Genomic DNA, 25330 nt, shown 5'->3' with positions numbered 1-25330 from the left:
GGCGTGCACACATTCATGGAAAGCGAAGGAATGGAGCGCATGTCACACCAGGACGGACAGATCGAACCCGGGCGGGGTCGAGGAAAAAGCGGCACTGACCAGTTTGAGGACCCGCAATACTGGTCCGGCACGATCTTCAAGCGGACGATGAGTTACCTCATCGATTTCTGTGTGCTCGCGGCGATCGGAGTGGCGCTCTGGTTGATCACAGCGCTGACTTTCGGCCTGCTCGCCCCGATCACCGCACTTCTGTGGGCGGCTACGCCAATCGCGTATCATACGCTAATGGTTTCGGGACGCGGCGCGACAGTCGGACAGTCTGCCCTGGGATTGAAGGTGGTCGACGCGGAAACCGGGCATGTCCCCTCGGTTCTCCAGGCCCTGATCCTGACATTGCTGTTCTATGTCAGTGTCGCCTTCAGCTTCGTGCCCCTGCTGTATGTCCTTTTCGACGACCGCAGCCGATTCCTGCATGATATCTTGAGCGGCTTGCGCACCATCCACGCCGGGAAAGTGTCGCCCTGATCTGTTTCAGGCCCCCGGTTCCCGCCAATCAGGGGCTTTGTTGTTGAATTTCAACAAGAACGCCTCATACTTATCTCCATAAGAATGAGATGAACAGGCTGGCCAGCGGGGTCGGTACGAAGGGCGAACGACCGGTCATCAAGAGCCGTCGTTCGAGACAGTGACGCGATGGGAGTCTCAGACAACTCGAACGCACCGGCACACGGTTACGACCCGTCGGGCTACTTTTGCGAAATCCTCTCCGCGGCAGAACGCGGCGTCATTCCGCAGGCTGTGGTCGAGCGATTGCGCAGCATCGAAACCAAAGAATTGAGCAACAGGGCCGATGCGGCCTCCCGGGAACTTTACAATCTCGGGATTACCTTCACCGTCTATTCCGACAGGACCATGATCGACCGCATCCTGCCGTTCGATGTGCTACCCCGCGTCATTGGCGCATCGGAGTGGGAGACGATCGAACGCGGCGTCGAACAGCGGGTCAAGACGCTCAACCTGTTCCTCCAGGACATCTATCATGATCAGAAATGCCTGAAGGACGGCATCATTCCCACCGATCTGGTTGTCGGGAACAAAAACTATCGCAAGCGCATGGTGGGTGTGGATGTACCGGGCGGAACCTATGTCCATGTATCCGGCATCGATCTGGTCCGCGATGGCAATGGCGACTTTCGGGTTCTCGAAGACAATGCCAGGACGCCGTCCGGCGTATCTTATGTGGTCGAAAACCGGCATATGATGCAGCGGGCCTTTCCCGATCTGGTCGATGATATCGGAATCCGGCCGGTGGACGATTACGGTCCGAAACTGCTCCAGGCCATGCTGGATGTCGCCCCGGACGGGCCGATGGACCCTCAGGTCGTCCTGCTCTCCCCCGGCGCATACAATTCCGCCTATTTCGAGCACATCTTCCTGGCGCGTGAAATGGGCGTGCCGCTTGTCGAAGGCCGTGACCTGCGTGTCGAGGACGACCGCGTCTTCATGCGAACAACGGAAGGCGAGGAAGAAGTCCACTGCATCTATCGCAGGATCGATGATGACTTCCTCGATCCCAGGGCTTTCCGGCCCGACAGTCTGCTGGGCGTTCCCGGCATTTTCGACGCCTATCGAAAAGGCAACATCACGCTGGCCAATGCGATCGGCACGGGCGTGGCCGACGATAAAGCGGTCTATGCCTACCTGCCCCGGCTGATCGAGTATTTTCTTGGTGAGGAAGCCATCCTGGCCAATGTCCCGACCCATATCTGCCGGGAGGCGGAAGGACTGTCCTACACGCTGGACCATCTCGAGGAGCTGGTGGTGAAACCGGTCGGGGAGTCCGGCGGTTACGGCATTCTCATCGGTCCGCGCGCGACCAAGGAGGAATTGGCGGAGTTCCGCACAAAGATCAAGGCGGACCCGTCCAACTTCATTAGCCAACCCATGATCAATCTTTCGGTCTGTCCCACGCTGGTCGACGGGGCCGTTGAACCGCGCCATGTCGATCTTCGTCCGTTCTGTGTGACCGGAAAGTCGAGTTGGGTTCTGCCCGGCGGTCTGACACGCGTGGCGCTGCGCAAGGGCTCGCTGGTCGTGAACTCCAGTCAGGGCGGCGGCTCCAAGGACACCTGGGTCCTGACGGACTGATCGAAGGAGGAGACGGATTTCATGACGCAGCACAGTCTCCTCGCGCGATATGCGGAAGACATCTTCTGGATGGCCCGCTACATGGAGCGCGCAGACAATCTGGCACGACTGCTGGAGGTCAACGAGGTCTTCACGCGAGACCGACGCGGGGCCCACAACTGGGATGCCATCATCGACCTGAACTCGGACCGTGACAGGTTCCGAAACCTGCACGGTGCTGCCTCGCCGACCAATGTTTCGTATTTCTACATGCTGGACCGCGAGAACCCGACATCGATCGTATCGTCGATCCGGGCGGCGCGGGAAAATGCCCGCACCCTGCGCCCGCTGATCTCGACCGAGATGTGGACGCATCTGAATGTCTTCTACAACGAGCTGTCGGCGATATCGGCCGGGCCCAACTCCGTGCCCAACACCGCCCGCTTCTGCGATCGGGTCCGGACCGCGTGTCAGGCCCATTCCGGCATTACCGAAGGAACCTTCTATCGCGATCAGGGCTGGTATTTCTATCAACTGGGCAAGTATCTGGAACGGGCAGATCAGACGACCCGCCTGGTCGATGTCAAATACCACACCCTGTTGCCGGACATCAGCGAAGTCGGATCGATCCTCGATCTCAGCCAGTGGAATGCGCTGTTGCGCTCGGCGGCGGGGTATCACGCCTATCGACGAGTGCACCCGCGCGGGATCGAGCCCATCAAAGTTGCCGAATTTCTGGTTCTGAACAATCGGTTCCCCCGTTCGGTGCGCTATTGCATCGCCGAAATCTCAACTTTGCTGTCCCAGTTGATCTATACGTTCCAACTAACGCGGGGGGATCGCGTCGCCGCGTCGGTCGACGTCATCCATCGGCGCTTGGAGGACACGGATATCGATGCCATCATATCCTATGGCATGCATGAATTTCTGGATGCCGTGCAGTTGGACCTGATCGAAGTCGCGAACGCCATGGCGGTCGCCTATTTCGGTCACCCGGAAGAAGAAAACGCTGCGTGACCGTGGCGTTTCGCACTGAAAGCAGGCCGAACGGAATCCTGAAATGAGCCACCAACGCCCGCTTGCCCCAATCGTGTTCCATCGCTCAGGCCCGATGTCATGTCCCTATCTGGACGGCCTCGTCGAACAGCAGTTGTTCATGGAACTGGGCGGTCCAAATGCGCAGGACACGTTCGAACATCTCAGCCAGTTCGGTTTTCGTCGATCACACCACATCGTCTATCGGCCGACCTGCCGCGGCTGTCAGGCCTGCGTGCCGGTGCGAATCCGGGTTAGGGATTTCGACGATCGGCGCAGGTATCGAAAGACGCGCAACCGGAATGCCGACCTGACGATGACCGATGTCGGTCAGATGGCGACGCAGGAACAGTACCGCCTGTTCAGCCGCTATGTTCGGTCACGCCATGGCGATGGCGATATGGCGGGAATGACCATTCGGGACTATTCGAACCTCGTCGTCGCAAGCCCCGTCGACACCCGCCTGCTGGAATGGAGGCGTGACGACGGCAAGTTGATGGCGACCTGCATCACCGATCGTCTGGCAGATGGATATTCCGCGGTCTACAGCTTCTTCGACCCGGAGGACGACCGGCGCAGCCTGGGCAACCATATGATTCTCAGTCTGGTGGACTTGGCCAAGAATACTGATAAGCCATTCGTTTATCTGGGTTTTTGGGTCCCGGACAGCCCGAAGATGGATTACAAAGCGGGGTTTCGTCCCCTGGAGGGCTACACGCGCAGCGGCTGGCAAGAGATCGACGATCCCGCCAACTGGGCAGAAATTGTGCGGTGCAAGGTTGATTGATGCTGTTGCTGTTGCAGGCGGCCAAATTTGCGTTATAACGTCAAGTTAAGCGGTTCTGGCGACAGGATCGAACAAAATGGCTGCATTCAGGACATCAATCCGTCCGCAGGGTCGGAAATGGACTGAAACGGCTAGAACATCGTCTGCTTTGACCGTGACGCGAGGTCGCGGTCAGGAAAGACGAACGGGACGTCACGAAGAGGGAGAATCATGAAACGTCGCGATTTCCTTAAAGCTGGTACGGTTGCTGCAGGCGCGGCCGCTGTTACCGCCGCCTCGAATTTTGCCAAGCCGGCCATCGCGCAGAACCGCGTTGAGATGAACATCGTCTCGACCTGGCCGCGCGACTTCCCCGGTCTGGGTACCGGCGCACAGCGTTTCGCGCAGCGTATCTCGGACCTGTCCGAGGGCCGCATCCAGGTCGAATACTTCGCGGCCGGTGAACGCGTCGGCGCGTTCGACGCCTTCGATGAGGTCGCGTCCGGCAACGCGCAGGCCTATCACGGCGCGGACTACTACTGGAAAGGCCGCCACCCGGGCTGGGCTTACTTCACGGCGGTTCCGTTCGGTCTGACCTATACGGAAATGAATGCCTGGATTCGCTTTGCCGGCGGTCAGGAACTGTGGGACGAGCTCGGTGCCGAATTCGGCATCAAGGGTCTGATGTGCGGCAGCACGGGCGTCCAGATGGGCGGCTGGTTCAACAAGGAAATCAACTCGGCGGACGACCTGAAGGGTCTGAAAATGCGTATGCCGGGTCTGGGCGGCGACGTCCTGGCCAAGCTGGGCGCCTCGCCGGTCTCCCTGCCGGGCGGTCAGATCTACGAAAACCTCGTTTCGGGCGCCATTGAGGCGACGGAATGGGTCGGTCCGTGGAACGATTACGCGATGAAGTTCTACGAAGCCGCCAAGTACTACTACTATCCGGGCTACCACGAGCCGGGCTCAATGCTGGCTTGTGGCGTGAACAAGGCCTGGTGGGACGGCCTGTCGACGATCGATCAGATGATCATCGAGTCGGCCGCGACCGTCGAAAACGAAGTCATGATGTCCGAGTTCAACGCAAACAACGGTACCTATCTCCGCAAGCTCATCCAGGAGCAGGGCGTTCAGGTCCGCAAGTTCAACGACGACGTCTACGACTCCTTCGGCGAAGCTTCGGAAGAGGTCTTCGAAGAAGCACGGGCGCACAGCGACCTGGCCAACCGGATCCACGAGAGCTTCGTTGCCGCTCGTTCGGATATCGGTGGCTGGCAGAACCTCGCGGACGCGGCCTACGTGGCGCAGCGCAACCGCGTTCTGGGCGTTTAATCCAGAACTTCTGCGAGATTGGACGGGGTCTTCGGGCCCCGTCCTTCTTGCAGGCGCCGGATCAGCGTTTGCGACTACCGCAGCGGATAAGACGAAAACGTCACCGTTGCGACGGAACCAGCGACTAGAGGCGTGAAGCTGGACACGCCGGCGCGATCGGTAGGGGGCCGATCCTGTCCATTCATTCTGACACTATGGGGCGGGAATGAATTCATCATCTGACACTTCTGCATTTCATGACGGCATCGACGCCGCCGGAACCAATGTCTGGCTTCTGCGCGCGTTCGGCTGGGCCATCGTGCTTTGCTCCTTCGTTTATATTGTAAACAACTACCTCAATGTCTGGTGGGAATGGCCTGGCGCGACACCGTTTTACGGGTTGATCGGCCTTGTCGAGGCCGGTCGCGGTGCCCCTGAGACAGGTGCGGCCATCGCCAAGACGGTGGCGCAGTTTCTGTTCTATGTCGCCGCCATTCTCGTCGCGCTCTTCTTCTGCCAACGGACATCAGGACGGGCCCTTCGCCGGGATGCCAATACCCTTTCCAGCATCACCAACTTCATCATTCGGGCTGCCTTCTGGTCGGTTCTCCTGATTGGACTGGTGGACGCCCTGGTCTCCTTCCTGCGGGTCGAGGGATTTCTCGCAGCCTTTGTCGGCGAAGACATGACGACGGAACTGGGACGGTCCCGTTTCCGGGGGCCCTATGTCCATTTCCCGCTGATCATCCTTTCCCTGCTGATCGCCCTCAAGATCAAGGATCTTGGCTTCCAGTGGCTGGGCCTACTGATCGTTTCGGCCGAACTGCTGATCGTGATCACCCGCTTCGTGTTCTCTTATGAGCAGGCCTATCAGGGCGATCTTGTGCGCTTCTGGTACGGCGCGCTGTTCCTGTTTGCGAGCGCTTACACGCTGTTCGATGACGGCCATGTCCGGGTCGACGTCTTCTATTCCGGGTTTTCGGAGCGCAAGAAGGGCCTGGTGAATGCTCTGGGTGCCGTTTTCATGGGCATCGCGCTGTGCTGGACGATCCTGGTGTTCGGCATGTGGGACAAGTCCAGCATCATCAACTCACCGCTGGTGAACTACGAGGTCTCCCAGTCCGGGTTCGGCATGTATGTGAAGTTCTGGATGGCAGGCTTCCTGGGCGTCTTCGCGGCGACGATGGCGGTGCAGTTCGTCAGCATCATGTTCGAAGGCATGGCTGACTGGCGTGGTGATCCCGGGAAGCGGGAAGTCACGCAAGCAGGCGCCCACTGACGCATTCGAGGCGGAAACGGTTTCCGCACCAATGATTTCCGGGCTGCGAAGCGGCCGGCAAAAATCCCGCGGCAAAGCGGTCAGATAAAGAGCTAAGCCCATGGAACTGTTTTTTCTACTCCTCCTGATCGTCCTGATGGCAGGCGCATTGGCTTCGGGTTTCCCGGTGGCCTTCTCCCTGCCCGGCGCGGCAATTCTGACCATCGCGATTGCCGCCCTCACCGGCTATCTGGTCGAAGGCTCTCCCGACGTCTACTTCGCCCAGGGCGGCGCCAGCAACTGGCTGAGCGCGGGCGTCACGAACTTCAGAGGGGTCTATTGGGAGGTCGAACGAGACACTCTCATAGCCATTCCGCTGTTTGTGTTCATGGGGATCATGCTGCAGCGCTCCAAGATCGCAGAAGATCTGCTGATCACCATGGCGCAGCTCTTCGGCCCGGTCCGCGGCGGTCTGGGCATTTCCGTTGTCTTTGTCGGCGCCCTTCTGGCCGCCACCACCGGCATCGTCGGCGCCACCGTCGTCGCGATGGGCCTGATTTCGCTGCCCGCCATGATGCGGAACAATTACGCCAACTGGCTTTCGACCGGTACGATCGCGGCCTCCGGTACACTGGGACAGATCATTCCGCCGTCAATCGTTCTGATCATTCTGGCGGACCAGCTTTCCAACGCCGTCGATCAGGCCAGCACGGCCCGCCAGGCCATGTACAAGCAGGCCACCGGCGAATTCTCGATGCCGAGCGATTTCGGCGTCGTCTCCACCAGTGCCGGCGACATGTTCATGGGCGCCATGCTGCCCGGTCTGGTGCTGGTAGCGGTCTATATGGTGTTCATTCTGGTGGTCGCCTTCCTGAAGAAGGACATCGCGCCGCCGGTGCCGTTCGAAGGCAAGTATGACCGCAAGTTTCTGGCCAAGATCCTGCTGGCCCTGGTGCCGCCGCTGACCCTGATCTTCGTGGTTCTCGGGTCCATCATTTCCGGCATCGCGACCGTCAACCAGGCCGGTGCCGTCGGCGCTGTGGGTGCCATGGTGATGGCCGGTTATCGCCTCTACGAAGGTCGTCCGCGCGCCTATTGGCCCGCGATCCTCGCCTCGGTCTCCATTGCCCTGACCCTGATCATCACGTCGGTGTTCAACGTGAACATCAAGGCGATTCAGAACAACACGGATTTGCTGGGCGTCATCCTGGCATCGATCACGACGGTGCTGTTCCTGATTGCCGTCGTCTGGAGCGGCTGGCGTTCCTTCAAGATCGACAACACGATGCAGGGCGTTCTCATCGAGACCGCCAAGACGACCTCTCTCGTCTTCATCATTCTCCTCGGCGCCGCCATGCTGACCGCTGCCTTCCGTGGCTTCGGCGGCGAAGAACTGGTAAAGGAATTCCTGCACGGCCTCCCCGGCGGTTTCTGGACCCAGTTCATCATCGTCATGGCGGTCATTTTCGTCCTGGGCTTCTTCCTGGACTTCATCGAAATCGCCGTGGTTGTCGTGCCCATCGTTGCCCCGATCCTGCTGGCCGACCCGTCCGCCAACGTGACGGCGGTCTGGCTCGGCGTCATGATTGGCCTGAACATCCAGACCAGCTTCCTGACACCGCCTTTCGGCTTCGCTCTGTTCTATCTGCGCGGGGTCGCCCCGTCTGTGGTCCGGACGGTTCAGATGTATAAGGGGGTCATTCCCTTCATCGCATTGCAGTTGCTGGCCCTGGTGATCGTCGGCGCAAACCCGGCACTTGTGAACTATCTGCCGCTGCGCATGTCGCTTCTGTCCGAAACAGCGCCGCCGCCGGCCAACCCCCGTCTGCAAGCCTGTATCGAGGACTACATCTCCGAACAGTTCGACGAGAACGGCGACGCCATTCGGGCGGCAATCGCATCGGCACAGAACTGGGATATGACCGACGTGCCGAAGGATGTCGCACGTGATGTCCTGGGCGCATTGAAGCTGGCGTCGGAAGCACCAGCCGAGCTGGAAGCCGCCCGTGCCGCAAGTGCAGCCATCGACACCGCGGCTCCCGCCTACCAGCCTTTGCAACGGCAGGTGCGCGCCATCGAACGTGAACTGGCGGACAATGCCGAGAAGTTCGAAGACACCAAGCGGATACTGTCCCGCCTCGAGCGTAACAGCCCGGACGACGAAAGCGGAATTGCGAAGGCGAAGGCCGACCTGGAAGAGCTTGAAGCGGAACGCGCGGCCCTGACGGCGTCCATCCCGTCGAACTGGGAAGAGGCCCAAAAGACCTTCAAGACCGTCGTAATGGAAGAGAAGAAGGCCTCCGGTGCCTATCGCCGAACCGTCGACAGCGCATATGAGCCTATGGTCGTCTTTGCCCGCATCCTGCGCGGTGGTGAACGACTCGAGGCGCTTCGTGGAGATGTCTCTGGACTGGAGGAGGTCATTCGCACCGCCGAGGGCGATGCCCTGGACGACGCGTTCAAGGATGTGGAATCCCGTGTCGGCGATGTCGAAAATGCCGGTGATATCCGCTCTGCCCTGTCGAAGGCACGCCGTACGATGCGGTCCGGGGGATCCAACGTTCCGGACCCGCAGGAAGCCATGGCAAAGCTGGAGGAAGCCCTTCAGATTCTCGACCAGGAAGTGGCCTGGCGCAGCGCGGTCTCCGAACGGCTGCTGGCCGAGGTTGACACTTACATCGCAACGATTTCCGATACGATCGGTTTGCGTCAGCAGGAACGCCTGCCCCGCAACGTTGCGCTTTACGTCGCCACCTGCAACTCCGGACACAGGGACATTTCGCTGTACTTCTAATCCGGGAGCTGACGTAGCCGATAACCGGTACGGCGGACCGCCTGTCCGGACAGGGAGACGTCCATGGCAGCACTCGTCGACCGGATATCGGGTGCGATTGACAGGCTGAACAGCGCCATTGGCATTGCCGCGGGCTGGATGGCGACCTTCATGGTCGTCATCCAGTTCGGCGCCGTTTTCATGCGCTTCGTCTTTGGTGAGAACCTGATCCTGGTTCAGGACATCGTGCTGTATCTGCACGGCATGATCTTCATGCTGGCGGCCGGTTATCTGCTGCTGCGCGACGGGCATGTTCGGGTCGACCTCGTCTATCGGGGACTTACGGAAAGGCAGAAATCCTGGATCGACCTTGCCGGCTCGGTCTTGATGCTTATCCCCTTCGCCCTGGTGCTCCTCATTCTCTCCCTGCCCTACACGGTCAGCAGTTGGCAGATTCTGGAAGGCTCCCGCGAAATCACCGGGCTGCCGCTGACCTTTGTCCTGAAGACAACAATCCCGCTCTTCGCGATACTGCTCCTATTGCAGGGCGGCGCGAATGCGCTGCGGCATTGCCTGCACCTGATGTGCGGAAGACAGGCCTGATGGAACCGGCGGCCCTACTCGTCATCCTGATGCTGGCTACGACCTGCTGTGCCTTGCTGGCGGGGTTTCCCGTGTCGTTCACGCTGGCCGGCATCGCGCTGCTGTTTTCGTTTCTCGGCCAACTGTTCGGTTTGGAAGGCCTCATCGGCAATCTCCCGGCCCGGATTTTCGGCAGCGCGATCTCAAATGAAACGCTGATCGCGGTCCCAATGTTCGTTTATATGGGTGTCATGCTGGAACGCAGTCAGGTTGCCGAAAACCTGCTGCGTGCGCTGAGCGGGCTGTTCGGCCGTCTGCCAGGAGGGCTGGCCATCGCAGTTGTCCTGGTCGGTGCAATGCTGGCGGCGTCGACCGGTATCGTCGGTGCCACGGTGGTTGCCATGGGGGTGATCTCGCTGCCGACCATGCTGCGCAGCGGCTATGCTCCCTCGCTGGCGGCGGGCACGATCTGTGCTGCTGGCACTCTCGGTCAGATCATACCGCCTTCAATCGTTCTGGTAATCCTGGGCGATCAGATTTCAGCAGCCTATCAGGAGGCGCAAAGCCATCTGCAGCAGAAGGCCTGGGCCGAGGGGAACATGGACTTTACCCCGCAAGCCGTGTCCGTCGGAGATCTCTTTGCCGGTGCGCTGCTGCCTGGGCTGCTTCTCGTCGGACTGTTCATTGCCTATCTGCTCGCCCGCGGCGCGTTGACCCCGGCAGCATTGCCCCCGACGAAAGAGACCGACGATCCGCAAGATTGGATAGCCATCCTGAATGCGCTGGTCGCGCCGCTTCTGCTGATCCTGGCCGTTCTGGGATCGATCCTGCTTGGCATCGCGCCGCCGGGGGAAGCCGCAGCCGTGGGCGCGGTCGGTGCGACATTGCTGGCTGCGCGGAACACCCAGGCCATGTCCGGCAATCCAGACCCTGAAGAGCCGCAGTCAACGAAGCTGGGGTGGACGATCGGCGGATTTCTGGCGGGTGCAATCCTGGGGGCCGTCCTGTTTGCCGGAACAAGACAGTTCTTCTTCATGACCGGGCTCTTTGCCTGCATCGGCGCCCTTGGCCTGCCTATGCTATCCCGGATCGCTGCCGTGCGCCGCGTCGCCGCACGTCTGGATCCGGGCGGGAAGATGCCGATCAACTGTGCGGGCCTGTCCCTGATCGCTTTGGCGGGCCTGATCCTGGCCGTAGACCTTCGCGGGAATGGCGGCGGTCTGACCTCGATCGCCATGGCGGGGGCGGCGTTGCTGTGCCTCATCTCGGCATGGGGCATCGCCATCGCCTTTCGGCGCTGCCACGCGGCCGGTATTCTTCCCTATGTGAACCGCCGCACCGTCGAGATCACGGCGATGATCTTCACCATTCTCATCGCCGCCTCGCTCTTCAGCCTCGTGTTTCGCGGGCTGGGCGGTGACGACCTGATCGCCGGCCTGTTACGCAGCCTGCCGGGCGACGGGTTCTGGGCATTGCTAGCCGTCATGCTCGTCATGTTCGTATTGGGCTTCTTCCTCGATTTCGTCGAGATTGCGCTGGTTGTGGTTCCCATCGTGGCGCCGATCCTGCTGATGACCGGACAGATCGACCCGATCTGGTTGGGTGTCCTGATGGCGATGAACCTTCAGACCAGTTTCCTGACCCCGCCCTTCGGATTCGCGCTGTTCTATCTGCGCGGCGTGGCACCGGCGGCACTGCAGACCCAGGACATCTATCGCGGGGCCGTGCCCTTTATCGGGCTTCAGATCGCCGCAATCGTGCTGATCTGGATCTGGCCCGGGCTCAGCACCTGGCTTCCCAAACTCATCTTCGGATAAGGAAAAGGCCCGGCACAGCGGCCGGGCCTTTCCCGAAACTCACGCTTTTGACAGGCGCTTAGCGCAACTTGCCGAACGTCTTCCACGCCAGCGGCAATGCGATGGACGCCAGAGCGATCTTGGTAACCGCACCGATCAGGAAGGGCGTCACGCCGTTCGCAACGGCAACGCCAAAGGCTTCCGCGAGCGTCTTGTCACCGGACATGCCGACCAGATAGGTCAGCCACGCAACGCCGAACAGGAAGATCAGGCAGGTGCCGATCGTGTTGGCGGCAAACGTGCCGACCGGACCGCGATCCCAGCCGCGCTCAGCCAGCCAGCCGACCGTAACGGCGGCAACGAAGAAGCCGACCAGGTAGCCGCCCGTCGGGCCAGCCATATAGGCCAGGCCGCCACCGGCCGCGAAAACCGGGATCCCGACAGCGCCTTCGGCGAGATAGGCCAGAAGGGTTGCGCCGGCCAGACGCCAGCCATAAGCCATCGCGATGACCAGAACCGCGAAGGTCTGCATCGTCATCGGCACCGGGATCATCGGAACATTGATTTTGGCGGCAATCGCCATCAGGGCGGAACCGGCGAGGATCAGGACCGCATTTCGAACCCACCGGGCCTGACCTTCTGCACGCCAGAGCGTGTCGGCCAGAGTCGGCATAGTTGCGACCGCATTGGACATATCTGCAACTCCCTTTGCTGCACTGTGGTCTGTTGATTTGTTGGGGTCACGGCGCTTATAGCCGATAAAACCCTAGGCGTCATGTGTTTCAAACACCGCCGGCGATGTGATCTCCAGCATCTCGCAATCGTCGGAACAGGCCATCAGTTCATGCGCGATTCCCGGAGGCTGATGCACGCAGGCGCCCTGCTCCAGCACGACCTCCCCTTCGCCCTCGTACCAGAACTTCACCCAGCCCTTCAGCACGTAGACCATCTGAAAATCCAGGGTATGGGTGTGTCGACCGGTTCCATTCGTGCAGGCCTCAGCCGCGCGGATCACCTGCGCATGAAAACGGCCGTCGGTCGCGGCATCGATGCCCAAGTCCCTGTACTGAAAGAAGGAACGCAGCCCCTTGTCGTCAAAGTGACCGTCTTTCGCGTGCTGAATACCAAGCTTCATGTCCATCCCCGTCCGGTTTCGGGACAGTCTAGCCGAGACGCTGGTAATTCGTCACCATGGCATAGTCCTTGCGCGGTCCGACGACACGCCAGCCGAGGGCAAACCGGTCCGGGAATCCGTTTCTCAGCCGCGCCTCATAGCGATCCGGTGCGCAAAGATGCACGGCGTCCGGCCGCGCCAACTCCAAATCAAAACGGACCAGGGGCGCACCGTCGGCATAACAGATATCCAGGGAATCCCCGGAAATCCGCCAGAGGGATTCGCGCCGGCCGTCATACCCGTCGAATGTCAGTGTTTCGACCAGACGCCATGTGCCGGGGGATCCAGGTGTGGCCACCAGCACGCCGCTGCCGCGAACAAGGCGACGCGCGACGCCATCCGCCACCAGCCGGTTCAAACGCCAGCGGCCGGTGGGATCGATGGTCATTGCCTTGAGGGTCAATCGAACCTGTTGGACCTCGGGAACCCGGCCGGCGGCATGCGACCCGCGGCGGCACGCTTGCCAACCCATGTCGTCAGGTCCGTTTCCGTGCGGGTCCGGTCACCGATCTGCCACGACAATCCCTGCGACCGGGTAAAGGTCTTGATATCGCTGAGGCCGCCGTCGCGATACTTCTGCAGCATTACCCCACGGCCACGTCCCATTTCCGGCAGTTCGTCGAGACCGAAAACCAGCAGCTTCCGGTTCTTGCCGATCACGGCGACACTGTCATCCGTGGCGCCGACCGGCCGGCAGATCGCAGCCTCGACCTTGCCACTGACGTTCAGGACCTGCTTGCCGTTCCGGGTCTGGGCAACCACGTCCTTTTCGGCGACGACGAAACCGCGGCCGTCGGAGGACGCGACCAGAAGGCGGCGCTCCGGATCATGGACACAGATCGACACGATCTCATGATCGTTGGGCAGGTCAATCATGAGGCGCAACGGCTCCCCATTGCCCCGGCCGCCGGGCAACTTGTCGGCCCCAAGCGTATAGAAACGCCCATTGCTGCAGAAAACCAGAAGCTTGTCCGTCGTCTGGGCCGGCAGAACGAAACGACCGCTGTCGCCTTCCTTGTATTTGATATCCGCATCCGGCCCCAGATGCCCCTTCATGGCCCGAATCCAGCCCTTCGCCGAACAGACGATGGTAACGGGCTCCTTCTCGATCATGGCTTCCAGCGGCACCACGACAGCGCTCGGTGCCTCACCCATTTCGGTGCGGCGACGCCCCAGCTCGGTCTCCGGACCATAGGCCTTCTTCAGGTCGCGAATTTCTTCCGCGACGCGTTTCCAACGCAATTCCTCGTTACCAAGGAGATCAACCAATGCGGCAAGTTCCTCCGCCAAGGCCTCACGCTCCTTGCGGATTTCGAACTCTTCCAGCTTGCGCAAGCTGCGCAGCCGCATGTTCAGGATGGATTCCGCCTGGAGTTCGGTCAGCCCGAAACGCTCCATCATCACCTGCTTCGGATGGTCCTCCTCGCGGATGATCCGGATGACCTCGTCAATGTTCAGATAGCAGACAATGTAGCCTTCAAGAATTTCCATCCGGCGCTCGATCTGCTCCTTCCGATGCTCGCTTCGGCGGATCAGCACGTCATGACGATGATCCAGAAATTCCTGCAACGCCTCGCGCAGATTGACGACCTTGGGGATCTTTCCGCCCTCGACCAGGACGTTCATGTTCAGGCCGAACCGGGTTTCCAAATCCGTCTGACGGAACAGACTTTCCATCAGCATTTCCGGCTCGACATTGCGCGACTTCGGTTCGATGACGATGCGCACGTCCTCTGCGGATTCATCGCGAATATCCCCCAGGATCGCCACCTTGCGGTCCTGGATCAGTTCGGCGATCCGCTCGATCAGTCGCGACTTTTGAACCTGATACGGGATTTCCGTCACAACAATCTGCCACAGACCGCCCTTCAGCTTCTCGACTTCCCAACGGGCGCGAATGCGGAAGGACCCGCGACCGGTCGCATAGGCTTCGGCAATCGCTTCGGCGCTCTCCGCCAGGATGCCACCGGTCGGAAAATCCGGTCCGGGCACGAACTCGGTCAGCTTCTGAATGGACGCGTTGGGGTGCTTGATCAGGTGACCCAGGGCGTCGCACAGCTCCGCCACATTGTGCGGCGGAATGGAGGTCGCCATACCCACAGCGATTCCCGCGGCGCCGTTGGCCAGAAGGTTCGGGAAGGCGGAGGGCAGAACGACCGGTTCCGCCCCCTCACCGTCATAGGTCGCGCGGAAGTCGACGGCATTCTCGTCGATACCGGCCAGCAGCCGGTTCGCGGTCTGCGTCAGGCGCGCTTCGGTATAGCGCATGGCCGCCGGGTTATCGCCGTCGACATTGCCAAAATTGCCCTGGCCGTCGACCAGCGGATATCGCACCGCGAATTCCTGGGCCAGGCGCACCATGGCATCGTAAATCGCATTGTCGCCGTGCGGGTGATACTTACCCATCACATCCCCGACGATGCGCGCGCATTTCTTGAAGCCGGAATCCGGGTTCAGCTTCAGTTCGCGCATCGCATAGAGCAGCCGCCGGTGAACCGGCTTCAGCCCATCCCGCGCGTCCGGCAAGGACCGGGACGTGATGGTGGACATGGCATAGGCCAGGTAACGGGTGCTCAACGCGTCCGCAAGCGGGGTCGGGCGGACATCCTGCGCCGCAGTATCTTCGGACATCTAAATCTCCTCAGGCTTCACCGGATATTGTATTCACCGGCACCGGAAGCGCAAGATATCGTAGAACGATTGCGCCTTATTCCGCCGCTACCGCATGGCGGTTTACCCGACCCTGAAGGAACAGAACGCAGGCACCGGCAAGGATGACCGGACCGGCGATGGTCAGCGTGACAACCTCCCAGCCATAGGCCTGCTGCAGCGCGCCGGACAGGAAACTGGCGATCGTCACCGACCCGAAGACCAGGAAGTCGTTCACGCCCTGCACCTTGGCCTTCTCCTCCGCGCCGGCGAATTCCGTCAGCATGGTCGTGCCACCGACAAACATGAAGTTCCAACCCACGCCGACCAGAACCAGAGAGGCAAAGAACTGGGCGACCTCAACGCCGGTCAGGTTGATCGCGACCGAGCACAGGTACAACAGCGCACCGGTCAGGATAATGCGCGGCGCACCGAAACGGCCGATCAGACTGCCGGTGAAGAAGCTGGGGGCGAACATTGCGATGACATGTCCCTGGATAACGAATTTCGCATCGTCGAAGACATGGCCGCAATCGATCATCGCCAGCGGCGTGGCCGTCATCAGGAAAGACATCGTGGAATACCCCACCATGCCGGCAAGCACCGCGATGACAAATTTCGGCTGTCGTACCAGTTCCTTGAACGGTCGGCCGCTACTGTCGCCCTTTTTCCGCCGCGGCGGTGTCGGGATCCGAATGAACTGCAGCAACGTCATGGCACACAGCGACAGGACCGCAATCGCACCATAAGCACCGGCAAACTGGACCGGCGCCAGAAGGTCCTTGGAATAGAGAGCGATTTCCGGGCCGAAAATCCCTGCAGCGAGCGGGCCGATCATGACATAGGAGACCGCCTTCGGCCGGAATTCCTCCGAGGCCGTATCTGCGACCGCAAATCGGTATTGCTGCCAGAACGCCGCGTGAACGCCGATCAGGAATCCGCCGGCGCAGAACATCCAGAAATGCTGTTCCACCAGCGCCAGGACGGAAAGCGCAGCCCCGCCGACACCGATCATCTGGCCGATGGTGAAGCCCGCGCGGCGGCCGATCCGTGCCATCAGAAGTGCCGCCGGCGGCGCGGAGGCCATAGTGCCAACAAACATCATCGACAAAGCCAGCGTCGACAGTGCCTTTTCCGGGAACTCCCCGATCAGCGGCAGCCAGTAAGTCACCCCTTCCCGTGCAAGATAGGCGCCGGACAGGGCCGTCACCGTCATGACCAGAACTGCGCCGGTATTGCTGAGTGCAAGGGCCGCGCAGAGAAGCAGTGTGTTCCTTTTGGATGGATCCTTCAGAATTCCCGCGCCCGTGCCGGTCTCAATCCCCATCGGAAATGTCCTTTCACCTCAGATCAGCCGGCGCGCGGATGCCGGACGAATTCGTTTCGTCTCCTGAATACGCCTGTCGACCGGTCGGGCCAAGGCCTCAAACCGTCACAGGATTTTTGGCCTGAAAGCGCGCAAACCGCGCCACCGTGCCCTATCAGTAGCCGATGGCGCAGCCATCCTTGCGCGGGTCCGACCCAGCGGTCAGGAGATTGCGCTCCCAGTCGATCTCGATCGCCTGGGATCCGCCGACCGGGGCACGCGGCGTCACCAGACGATGGCCCCTGGCACGCAGTTCCTGTTGGATTTCCTCCGGAACGGCGCCTTCCATCTCGACCTCCCCGTTGAACGGATCGGGCATGAAACGCGGCGTATCCATGGCTTCCTGGATATCCTGGCCGTAGTCGAAATGGCGGCTCATGAACTGGGCCTGTCCCATCGCCTGATAATGACCGCCCATCACACCGAAAGACAGGGTCGCCTTGCCGTCCCGCGTCGCCATGGCGGGAATGATCGTGTGCAGCGGGCGCTTGCCGCCCTCAATCACGTTCGGATGCCCCTCCTCCAGCGAGAAGCCCATACCGCGGTTCTGCAGGAGCACACCCGATTGCGGGGCGGTCAGGCCGCTGCCGAAGCCGTAGAACAGGGTGTTGATGAAGCTGCAGGCGTTCCGGTCGCTGTCGACAACGGTGATATAAACCGTGTCGCGATGTTTCGGCAGGGCCAGGTCCTTCGGCGGGTCGCCGGCGCGCTGCGGATCGATGGCATCCACAATCGACTGGGCATAGGCGTCGGACATCAATGCATCGACCGGCACATCTGCGAAGGCCGGGTCGGCCAGATAGAGATTTCGCGCCCGATAGGCCATGCGGCAGGCTTCGATTTCGTAATGAATGCGGTCCGCCGTGATCGGACCTTTTGCCCGATCCGCCTCGATCCGCGCCATGGCCTTCATCAGCAGCAGGGCGATAACCCCCTGGCCGTTCGGCGGGCATTCCCAAACCGTCATGTCACGATATTCGGCGGATATCGGCGTAACGTAGTCACCTTTGACGGCCGAAAAATCCTCCGTCGTGTGCAGGCCGCCCTTGGACTGCAGATAGGACACCATGTCGTCCGCGACATCCCCGGCGTAGAAGCCGGCGCGCCCCTGATCCGCGATCTTCTGCAACGTCGCCGCCAGCTTCGGCAGCGCCAGACGCGCACCGACGGCTGGCACCTTCCCGTCGATGAGATAGGCCTCGGCGGTCGACTGTTCCGCGGAAATCAGGTCGAACTCAGCTGCAAAGTCGCGATGGACCCGCGGAGAGATCGGGAATCCGTCACAGGCATATCCGATCGCGGGCGCCAGCACCTCAGCGAAGGGCAACTTCCCATGATCCGCATGCAGTCTGCACCAGGCATCGACGGCGCCGGGGACCGTGACGGCATGAACGTCGCGAGGAATCTCGGTATAGCCGCGCTCCTTGTACCAGGCGGCATTGGCCGCCTTCGGTGCCTTGCCGGAGCCGTTGAAGGCGATGATCTCATCCCCGCCCTGCGGCGCATAGAGGCAGAAGTTGTCACCGCCTATTCCCGTCGATCCCGGCTCCACGACGCATTGCACGGCGCAGGCCGCAATAGCGGCATCCATCGCGTTGCCGCCCGAAAGCAGAATTCGGATTGCCGCCTGGGTCGACAGCGGATGCGACGTGGACGCCATGGCGTTGGGGGCATGAACGGGCGAACGGCCCGGAAGCTCGAGATTTCTCATCGGTTTTCAGTCCCGGTTTTTCAGAGATGAACATGGGGCGTGACGGACCTGACAATAATCCGTTCGCCCCGGAAGGCTAGCGCAAATTGGTAATACCGCCCGGCAACACGGCCCCGCCTACCCTTTCTGCTTGAACGCCTTCTGGATCAGAACCTCATTGACCGTACCGGGGCCCAACACCCTGTTGCTGATGATTTGCAGTCGCCTTTTCAGGGCCTTGACCATCAATCGATCCTCGACCGATACCGTTGCGAAATAGCCATGCAGATCGGTCAGGAACGCATTTCTGAGGCGCGGCAGGAGCGAACGCGCCAGTTCCTCGTTATCCGCGCCGACCGTCTCCAGGGTGAGGTGCAGAACGACATAGTTCACGACGACGCCCCCGCGCATGACCGGAATGCGCAGCGACTTCATTTCCACGAATCGATTGTCCGGCGGCGGGGGTGGTTCGGGTTCCGCACTTTCCTGCTCCGCCGCCAGGATGAAGAAATAGTAATAGCCGCCGCCACCGCCGAGAATCAGCAGCAAGAGCAGAATGATCAGTAACTTCTTCATCAGCGGGGACCCGCAGCAATTCAACCCGGCGGGAGTTTACGCGATGCAGCAAACTATTGAAATAAATAGCGTTCAGCCGTGCCGAAAACCGGTCTGCGCAAACTCCAGCAGATTCCCGTCGCCATCGCGAACCGCCACACCCGGCTCTTCCCGGATTACCCCGATGCGGGTCAGGCGCGTATCGCATGACGCTGCGGCGGCGCGGATCGCATCCTCCGGCCCGGTGACCAGAAGTTCGTAATCGTCACCGCCGGTCAGAATCTCCGGGAAAAGATCCGGCGCCCCTGCCAGCAGTTCCGCGCCCGCCTGGGAAAGGGGGACGGACCGCGCGTCGACCTCCGCCCCGACCCCGGAGGCCGCGCAGATATGTGCCAGATCGGCAACAAGACCATCGGATACATCCATCGCCGCATGGGCCGTTCCTGCCAGCGCCATGCCCAGGGAAACGCGTGGCTCCGGCCTGTGATAACGCTGCTGGACGGCCTCCGCCTCCGGTCCATAGGGCAGACGTCCCTGTGCAGCCAACAGTCCCAGAAATCCGTCGCCGATCGTGCCGGACACGAAGACCGCATCACCAGGCCGTGCGCCCGACCGGCGCAGCGCGCGCCCCTTCTCCACCAGTCCCAGCGCCGTGACCGCAATGGAAATCGGCCCCGGCGTCGATGTGCTGTCGCCGCCCATCAGGTGCCATCCGAAAGCCGCCTGATCCCGCTCCAGTCCCTTGCAGAAGGCTGCAATCCACTCGTCGTCAATCCGGCCGGGCAGGCTGATCGACAGGAAATATCCGTGTGGTTTCGCACCCATGGCCGCGAGATCGGAAAGATTCACCCGGACCGATTTCTGGGCCAGGGCGTCGGCGGGCTCGTCCCCGAAGAAATGGATGGATTCGACCAGAGTATCGGCGGTGACGGCCAGCTCCATCCCCTCCGGTATGGAGAGCAAAGCAGCATCGTCGGTCAGTCCGAGGGATGCTTCCGAGCCGCGGGCCAGCGGCGCGAAATAGGTCGCGATCCGGTCGAATTCGCCCGATCCGCCCGCGCCGCCCGACATCGCCGTCAGCCGTTATCCGCGTCCGGCAGATCGTCGCCGCGCAGGACCTTGGCCAGACGGTCGAGAATGCCGTTCACAAAACCCGTTTCCGCCGGATCGTAGAATGCGGCCGTCACGGTCAGGTATTCGCTGATGACCACAGGCGGATCGATATCGTCCCGACGCGACATTTCATAGGCGCCGGCACGCAGAATTGCCCGCAGGACCGTCTCCAGGGACGTCACCTTGCGGCTGGAATCGATCGCCGATGCGATCATGCTGTCCAGATCGTCCGACGATGCGCTGACGCCGCGAACCAGTTCGGTAAAGAATTCCCCGTCGGCCAGGATCATTTCCCCGTCGAGATCCGCCGTACCCCCGCGAAGACGGAAACTGTCTATGACCTGCAGCGCATTGTGGCCGGACACTTCCATGTCATACAGGGCCTGCACCGCGGCCAATCTGGCGGCGCGGCGGCGTGTTGCGCGGCTGGGCTTATTGCTGGATTTTCCGCTCATCTCTCGTCCCGATCAGATCGACAGGCCAAAGCCGCGACGCATTTCGATCATCCGCAGGCAGGCCGCGGCCGCATCGCGGCCCTTGTTCTTTTCATTCACGCGCGCCCGGGCCCAGGCCTGATCCTCGTTCTCGACCGTCAATACGCCATACCCGATCGCAAGATGATCGCGCACCGACAGGTCCATCAAGCCCCGGGCGCTTTCGTTGCAGACATAGTCGTAATGCGTTGTTTCACCCCGGATGACACAGCCCAGCGCCAGGTAACCATCATATTTCGGCGTGCCATCGGCGTTCCGCACGGACTTTGCCATGGAAATGGCGGCCGGCAGTTCAAAGACCCCGAACACCGTCTCGCGCTCATGGGTCGCCCCCTGCGCATCCAGTTCGGCCAGGGCGCCGCGGGTCAGTTCTTCGGTGATGTCCGCATAATACGGCGCCTCTACCACCAGAATATGGGGCATTGTCTTTTCCTTATCTCGCGATCAATCCAGCGGCTGGCGATCGACGATCTTCAAGCCATAGCCGTCCAGGCCAATCACGGTCTTCTCCGTGTTGGACAGCAAAATCATTTCGCTTACGCCCAGGTCAGTCAGGATCTGGGCGCCGATGCCGTAGTCACGCAGTTCCGCGCCACCGGCAGATTTGTTCTCACGTACACGGACGCAGTCGGACAGGGCCTTCGCATGCGGCTCGCGGATCAGGACGACGACGCCGCGTCCCGCCTCTCCGATCCGATCCATCGCCTTCTGCAGATCCCCCGCCTTGCCGCTGACCTTGTCCATCAGGACATCATCCAGAACGTTCAGCGCGTGCATGCGCACCAGCACAGGTCCGCCCTCCGTCGGGTCCCCCTTCACCAGGGCCACATGTTCGGCGTAGGAAATCTGATTGACGTATACGTGCATATCGAACGCGCCGCCATGGACGGATTCCAGCGTGGTCGATTCCGAGCGCTCCACGATGTGATCATAGCGCCGGCGATAGGCAATGAGGTCCGCAATCGCACCGATCTTAAGGCCGTGATACTGGGCGAATTTGATCAGATCCGGCAGGCGCGCCATATCGCCGTCGTCATTCATGATCTCGCAGATCACGCCGGACGGATTCAGCCCGGCCAAACGCGACAGGTCGACTGCCGCCTCGGTGTGGCCGGCGCGCACCAGAACGCCACCATCGCGCGCCAGAAGGGGGAAAATATGGCCCGGCGTCGTGATGTCCGCGGGCGTCGCATCAGGCGCAATGGCCGCCGCGATGGTGCGGGCGCGGTCAGGGGCGGAAATACCGGTGGTAACACCTTCCCGCGCTTCAATGGAGATCGTGAAGGCAGTCCCGAAACGGCTGGCGTTCTTCTGCGGCATCAGTTCCAGGCCCAGGCGTGACACCTGGTCTCCCGGAAGGGCGAGACAGATCAGGCCGCGACCATACTTCGCCATGAAGTTGATGGCCTCCGGCGTCGCCATCTGCGCCGGAATGACCAGATCGCCCTCATTCTCGCGATCTTCATCATCGACCAGAATGAACATCCGACCGTTCCGCGCCTCGTCGATGATTTCCTCAATCGGTGACAGAAACGCCAGATCGCCCGATGCCCGGGCAATGTCCTGCTTCGATACCGTTGCGAGTTCGTCCTTGCTCATCAGGGCCTTACCCTTCCTTCCCGAGAAGGCGCGCAACATATCGGGCGAGCGCGTCGACCTCAAGGTTTACGCGGTCTCCGGCCTTGGCTGCGCCAAATCCGGTAACCGCAGATGTATGGGGAATGATGTTAACCCCGAATGTATCGCCTTCGACCTCATTGATCGTCAGCGATACTCCATCAAGAACCACTGACCCCTTTGGTGCGATGTATTTCATGAGTGCGGGCGGCGGGCGGAAGGTGAAGCGGATGCTATCCCCTTCCTCGGCGCGGGAAACGATCTCTGCCACACCGTCGACATGCCCCAGAACGAAGTGCCCGCCCAGTTCGTCGCCAAGGCGCAACGCCCGTTCAAGATTGACCAGGGTGTCGGCCTGCCAAGCGCCGAGCGTGGTCTTGGAGAGCGTTTCGGTCGAGGCCTCCACCGCGAACCACCCCTGCCCGTCCGCAGTGCGCCCGGTTTCGATGACGGTCAGGCAGCAACCGTTGCAGGAGATCGAGGCCCCGAGATCGATGCTTTCGACCTCATAGGCTGTTTCCAGCACGAAGCGCGTATCCCCGCGATCCTGTCGCGCGGAAACCCGTCCGCGGTCCGTTACGATGCCGGTGAACATGGGCGGCCCCACTTTCCTGTCTCGGTGCCAAATCGGCCGATGTATTACGCTTATCACCCGATAAGGCAAACCAAGACTGCGACTCTTTCAGAGCAGAGTACGACAGGACGGCGCCGCTCGGATCAACGCAGATATCCGCCGATTTCATCCAGCAGAGCGAGCCGGCGCTTCTTCAGTTCTTCCAGATGAAACTGGCCCATCGGTTCGACATCCGTCTCACCGCGATGAATTTCGCGGTTCAGTTCATGGTAGCTGTCCGCCAGTTCTCTGAAATGACCATCCTGTTCCTTGAGAAAGTGGATCCGGTCGCCGCATTCGGGAAATTCCTGGATCAGTTCGTGGGGCGTGTGCGTCATTGGCTGCATCTCCTTACCCAAAATTCGAAATCTATAATGTGGAGACTACGACCAGGGGCGCTGCCCCGCATTGCGCCATGTCAACAAAGTGGGGTCAGCCGGAAGGCAGCGGTTCGGCGGTATACCGCCCGCCCTCCTGTAGTTGAGACACCACGCCGCGCGACGTGAAGAATTGGGTCGGGAAGGACCTGTAGAAGACGTCCGGGTCCGGCGACAGGGAGGAGACCTGAAAGTGAAGATGCGGTCGCGACGAAAACCCGGTATCCCCGGAAAGTCCGATCAGGTCGCCGGACTGCACGATCTGCCCGGTTTCGACCGTCACGCCGTCGTATTTCAGATGCAGATACCAGGCGTAGGTTCCATCGTCATGCCGGATGATGATGTGGTTGTCCCAGCCCTGCCCCTTCCGGTTCGAGTCCCCCCGGACCGCCACCACGACGCCGCCCCGGGCCGCCAGCACCTCCGTCCCTGCCGGCATAGCCCAATCGATCGAATGAAAGTTGTCGCCCATGTGGCTGAAATCGCCGCCATACCCCTGAATGACCTCATAGGTCTCGCCGTCGCGATACGGCAGCCGATACAGATTGTTGTCGTCATGGGCTGCCGGCATCGCCCCCGGATGCAGGTCGAAATGCCAGCGCCAGTCCCAGGATCCGGTCGCGCGGGCACGGACATTCAGGATTTCCACCCGATGAGGGTCTTTCAGGACGAAAGTTTCCCGCTCGACCCAGGTACCTTCCATCCCGGAGACGTCCGTTCGGATCCGAACCGTGAAGGGTTCTTCGGACCCTTTGTAATCCAGCACGATTCTGGCGACACGCCTGTCCGCCGTTTTTGAAACATCGAAGCAGGTGTGCCCCCACCAGCATTGCCCCGACGTCGTCATCGGGCCGCTCAGTCCTCCGTTGGACTGACAGGCTGCCAGGGCCGTGGCGGACAGAACTAGAGCGCTGAACCACCCCATTCGCGCCATGCCGAAAAATCCCCCGCTTCGTAGGTTTCGACACGATCCGCCCCAACTGTGCGGACCGAAACAGGCAGAAAAGATCGCGCATCCGACAGGCGGTCAAGGCCGTATGCGGCCACACCGTCCCGACCGTCGCCGCCAATCGCGATTGGTGCACGGTACCAGACGACACGGTCGACCAAGCCCGCTGCCAGGAAAGATGCCGCAACCGACCCGCCGCCTTCGATCATCACGCGGGTAACGTCCGCTTCCGCAAGCGCGGACAGGCATTCTGCCGGATCCAGACGACCATCCTTGCCGAGGCCGACGGAAAGGCGATTGACACCCGGCGGGGTCGGCATTTGCGGCTGTGGCCCTACAATCTGCAGTGTGGGAACGGTTCCGTCGCACAGTGCAGCATCGGCCGGTAGGCGTCCCCGGCTGTCGAGGACGACCCGTAGGCCCCTGGCGTCTATCCCCGGCAACCGACAGGTCAGGGACGGATTATCCGCCAAAGCCGTGCCGATGCCGACCAGAACGGCGTCATGGGTCATCCGCAGAAGATGGGCGTCGGCGCGGGCTTCCGGACCCGTGATCCACTGACTTTCGCCGCTCGCTGTGGCGATCTTGCCGTCCAGACTGGTTGCCAGTTTCAGGGTGACCATGGGTCTGCCGCGCAACCTGTGGGACAGAAACCCGGCATTCAGTCGTGCCGCTTCCGTCTCCATTGGGCCCAAGGTCACGTCAATGCCGGATGCCCGCAATCGGTCCAGACCGCGACCCGACACGCGGGGGTCCGGGTCGGGCATTGCCACGACGGCCCGCACGATACCGGCAGCGATCAGCGCATCGGCACAAGGTCCGGTCTGGCCGGTATGGGAACAAGGTTCCAGGGTCACATAGGCGACCGCGCCCCGCGCAGCGTCTCCCGCCCGTGCCAGTGCCTCCGTTTCTGCGTGCGGACGCCCCCCAGGCTGGGTCCAGCCCCGCCCGACGATCCGACCGTCCCTGACAAGAACACAGCCGACCGCCGGATTGGGTGCGACCCGGCCAAGGCCCCGCCGCGCAAGCGAAAGCGCCGCACGCATCCAGCGTGCGTCGTCTGTGCGGTGAGATGGAAGGGCCAT

24 protein-coding genes are annotated in these 25330 nt (G+C 61.3%); 9 read left to right on the top strand and 15 right to left on the bottom strand.

The features are described 5' to 3' along the window. Positions 1-39: 39 nt before the first annotated feature. The 9 genes from R8L07_18305 to R8L07_18265 all read left to right on the top strand — a co-directional run bounded on the left by R8L07_18305 (position 40) and on the right by R8L07_18265 (position 11669). Positions 40-525: an RDD family protein gene (locus tag R8L07_18305; protein ID MDW3207492.1), complete on the top strand. Its 486-nt coding sequence runs from the start codon at positions 40-42 to the stop codon at positions 523-525. A 168-nt stretch (positions 526-693) separates the two neighbouring features. Continuing rightward, positions 694-2148, top strand: coding sequence for a circularly permuted type 2 ATP-grasp protein (locus R8L07_18300; protein ID MDW3207491.1), 1455 nt, complete (start codon positions 694-696; stop codon positions 2146-2148). Positions 2149-2169: 21 nt separating this feature from the next. Further along, entirely contained in the window at positions 2170-3144 is a 975-nt protein-coding gene (locus R8L07_18295; GenBank protein MDW3207490.1) for an alpha-E domain-containing protein, read from the top strand. Positions 3145-3187: 43 nt separating this feature from the next. After that, positions 3188-3949: an arginyltransferase gene (locus R8L07_18290; GenBank protein ID MDW3207489.1), complete on the top strand. Its 762-nt coding sequence runs from the start codon at positions 3188-3190 to the stop codon at positions 3947-3949. Positions 3950-4159: 210 nt separating this feature from the next. Next, a complete protein-coding gene (locus tag R8L07_18285; protein ID MDW3207488.1) occupies positions 4160-5260 on the top strand; it encodes a TRAP transporter substrate-binding protein in 1101 nt (366 codons plus the stop codon). A gap of 205 nt (positions 5261-5465) precedes the next feature. After that, positions 5466-6518, top strand: a complete 1053-nt coding sequence (locus R8L07_18280; protein MDW3207487.1) for a TRAP transporter small permease subunit — start codon at positions 5466-5468, stop codon at positions 6516-6518. Between the two features lie 100 nt (positions 6519-6618). Continuing rightward, positions 6619-9291, top strand: coding sequence for a TRAP transporter large permease subunit (locus tag R8L07_18275; GenBank protein ID MDW3207486.1), 2673 nt, complete (start codon positions 6619-6621; stop codon positions 9289-9291). A gap of 63 nt (positions 9292-9354) precedes the next feature. Continuing rightward, positions 9355-9873 (top strand): TRAP transporter small permease subunit, encoded by a 519-nt coding sequence (locus R8L07_18270; GenBank protein ID MDW3207485.1) that lies wholly within the window; start codon positions 9355-9357, stop codon positions 9871-9873. After that, a complete protein-coding gene (locus R8L07_18265) occupies positions 9873-11669 on the top strand; it encodes a TRAP transporter large permease subunit (GenBank protein MDW3207484.1) in 1797 nt (598 codons plus the stop codon). Before R8L07_18270 ends, R8L07_18265 begins: the two co-directional genes overlap by 1 nt. Positions 11670-11727: 58 nt before the next feature. Here the strand turns inward: R8L07_18265 and R8L07_18260 are convergent, their stop codons facing one another. From R8L07_18260 to ribD, 15 genes are all read right to left on the bottom strand, one after another. Beyond that, on the bottom strand, positions 11728-12342 hold the full coding sequence (locus R8L07_18260) for a biotin transporter BioY (protein MDW3207483.1): 615 nt from the start codon (positions 12340-12342) through the stop codon (positions 11728-11730). A gap of 72 nt (positions 12343-12414) precedes the next feature. Next, positions 12415-12783 (bottom strand): cupin domain-containing protein, encoded by a 369-nt coding sequence (locus R8L07_18255; protein ID MDW3207482.1) that lies wholly within the window; start codon positions 12781-12783, stop codon positions 12415-12417. A 28-nt stretch (positions 12784-12811) separates the two neighbouring features. After that, positions 12812-13210, bottom strand: a complete 399-nt coding sequence (locus R8L07_18250; protein ID MDW3207481.1) for a DUF6314 family protein — start codon at positions 13208-13210, stop codon at positions 12812-12814. 11 nt (positions 13211-13221) lie between these two features. Further along, positions 13222-15453 carry a DNA topoisomerase IV subunit A gene (gene parC, locus R8L07_18245; protein ID MDW3207480.1) on the bottom strand — a complete coding sequence of 744 codons (2232 nt, stop codon included), beginning with the start codon at positions 15451-15453 and terminating at the stop codon, positions 13222-13224. A gap of 76 nt (positions 15454-15529) precedes the next feature. Then, positions 15530-16798: an MFS transporter gene (locus R8L07_18240; protein ID MDW3207479.1), complete on the bottom strand. Its 1269-nt coding sequence runs from the start codon at positions 16796-16798 to the stop codon at positions 15530-15532. 154 nt (positions 16799-16952) lie between these two features. Further along, the gene (gene ggt, locus R8L07_18235; GenBank protein MDW3207478.1) at positions 16953-18548 is read right to left on the bottom strand and encodes a gamma-glutamyltransferase; all 1596 of its coding nucleotides are present in this window, start codon (positions 18546-18548) and stop codon (positions 16953-16955) included. A 117-nt stretch (positions 18549-18665) separates the two neighbouring features. Further along, positions 18666-19103 carry a flagellar basal body-associated FliL family protein gene (locus tag R8L07_18230; GenBank protein MDW3207477.1) on the bottom strand — a complete coding sequence of 146 codons (438 nt, stop codon included), beginning with the start codon at positions 19101-19103 and terminating at the stop codon, positions 18666-18668. 72 nt (positions 19104-19175) lie between these two features. Further along, positions 19176-20153 (bottom strand): thiamine-phosphate kinase, encoded by a 978-nt coding sequence (thiL, locus tag R8L07_18225; protein MDW3207476.1) that lies wholly within the window; start codon positions 20151-20153, stop codon positions 19176-19178. A gap of 5 nt (positions 20154-20158) precedes the next feature. Next, a complete protein-coding gene (gene nusB, locus R8L07_18220) occupies positions 20159-20650 on the bottom strand; it encodes a transcription antitermination factor NusB (protein MDW3207475.1) in 492 nt (163 codons plus the stop codon). Positions 20651-20662: 12 nt separating this feature from the next. Continuing rightward, positions 20663-21112 carry a 6,7-dimethyl-8-ribityllumazine synthase gene (gene ribH, locus R8L07_18215; GenBank protein MDW3207474.1) on the bottom strand — a complete coding sequence of 150 codons (450 nt, stop codon included), beginning with the start codon at positions 21110-21112 and terminating at the stop codon, positions 20663-20665. 21 nt (positions 21113-21133) lie between these two features. After that, a complete protein-coding gene (ribB, locus tag R8L07_18210) occupies positions 21134-22288 on the bottom strand; it encodes a 3,4-dihydroxy-2-butanone-4-phosphate synthase (protein ID MDW3207473.1) in 1155 nt (384 codons plus the stop codon). Positions 22289-22295: 7 nt separating this feature from the next. Further along, entirely contained in the window at positions 22296-22901 is a 606-nt protein-coding gene (locus R8L07_18205; GenBank protein MDW3207472.1) for a riboflavin synthase, read from the bottom strand. 122 nt (positions 22902-23023) lie between these two features. Next, complete coding sequence (locus R8L07_18200; protein MDW3207471.1) at positions 23024-23257, bottom strand: DUF465 domain-containing protein; 234 nt, start codon at positions 23255-23257, stop codon at positions 23024-23026. 94 nt (positions 23258-23351) lie between these two features. Then, positions 23352-24230 carry a M23 family metallopeptidase gene (locus R8L07_18195; GenBank protein ID MDW3207470.1) on the bottom strand — a complete coding sequence of 293 codons (879 nt, stop codon included), beginning with the start codon at positions 24228-24230 and terminating at the stop codon, positions 23352-23354. Beyond that, positions 24200-25330 carry a bifunctional diaminohydroxyphosphoribosylaminopyrimidine deaminase/5-amino-6-(5-phosphoribosylamino)uracil reductase RibD gene (ribD, locus tag R8L07_18190; protein ID MDW3207469.1) on the bottom strand — a complete coding sequence of 377 codons (1131 nt, stop codon included), beginning with the start codon at positions 25328-25330 and terminating at the stop codon, positions 24200-24202. The genes R8L07_18195 and ribD overlap by 31 nt, the downstream gene beginning before the upstream one ends.

Source organism: Alphaproteobacteria bacterium (assembly GCA_033344895.1).
In the GTDB taxonomy this organism is placed as follows: domain Bacteria; phylum Pseudomonadota; class Alphaproteobacteria; order UBA8366; family Aestuariispiraceae; genus Pacificispira.
The sequence above is the reverse complement of the archived record's forward strand: the minus strand, read 5'-3'. Positions and strand labels throughout refer to the sequence as shown.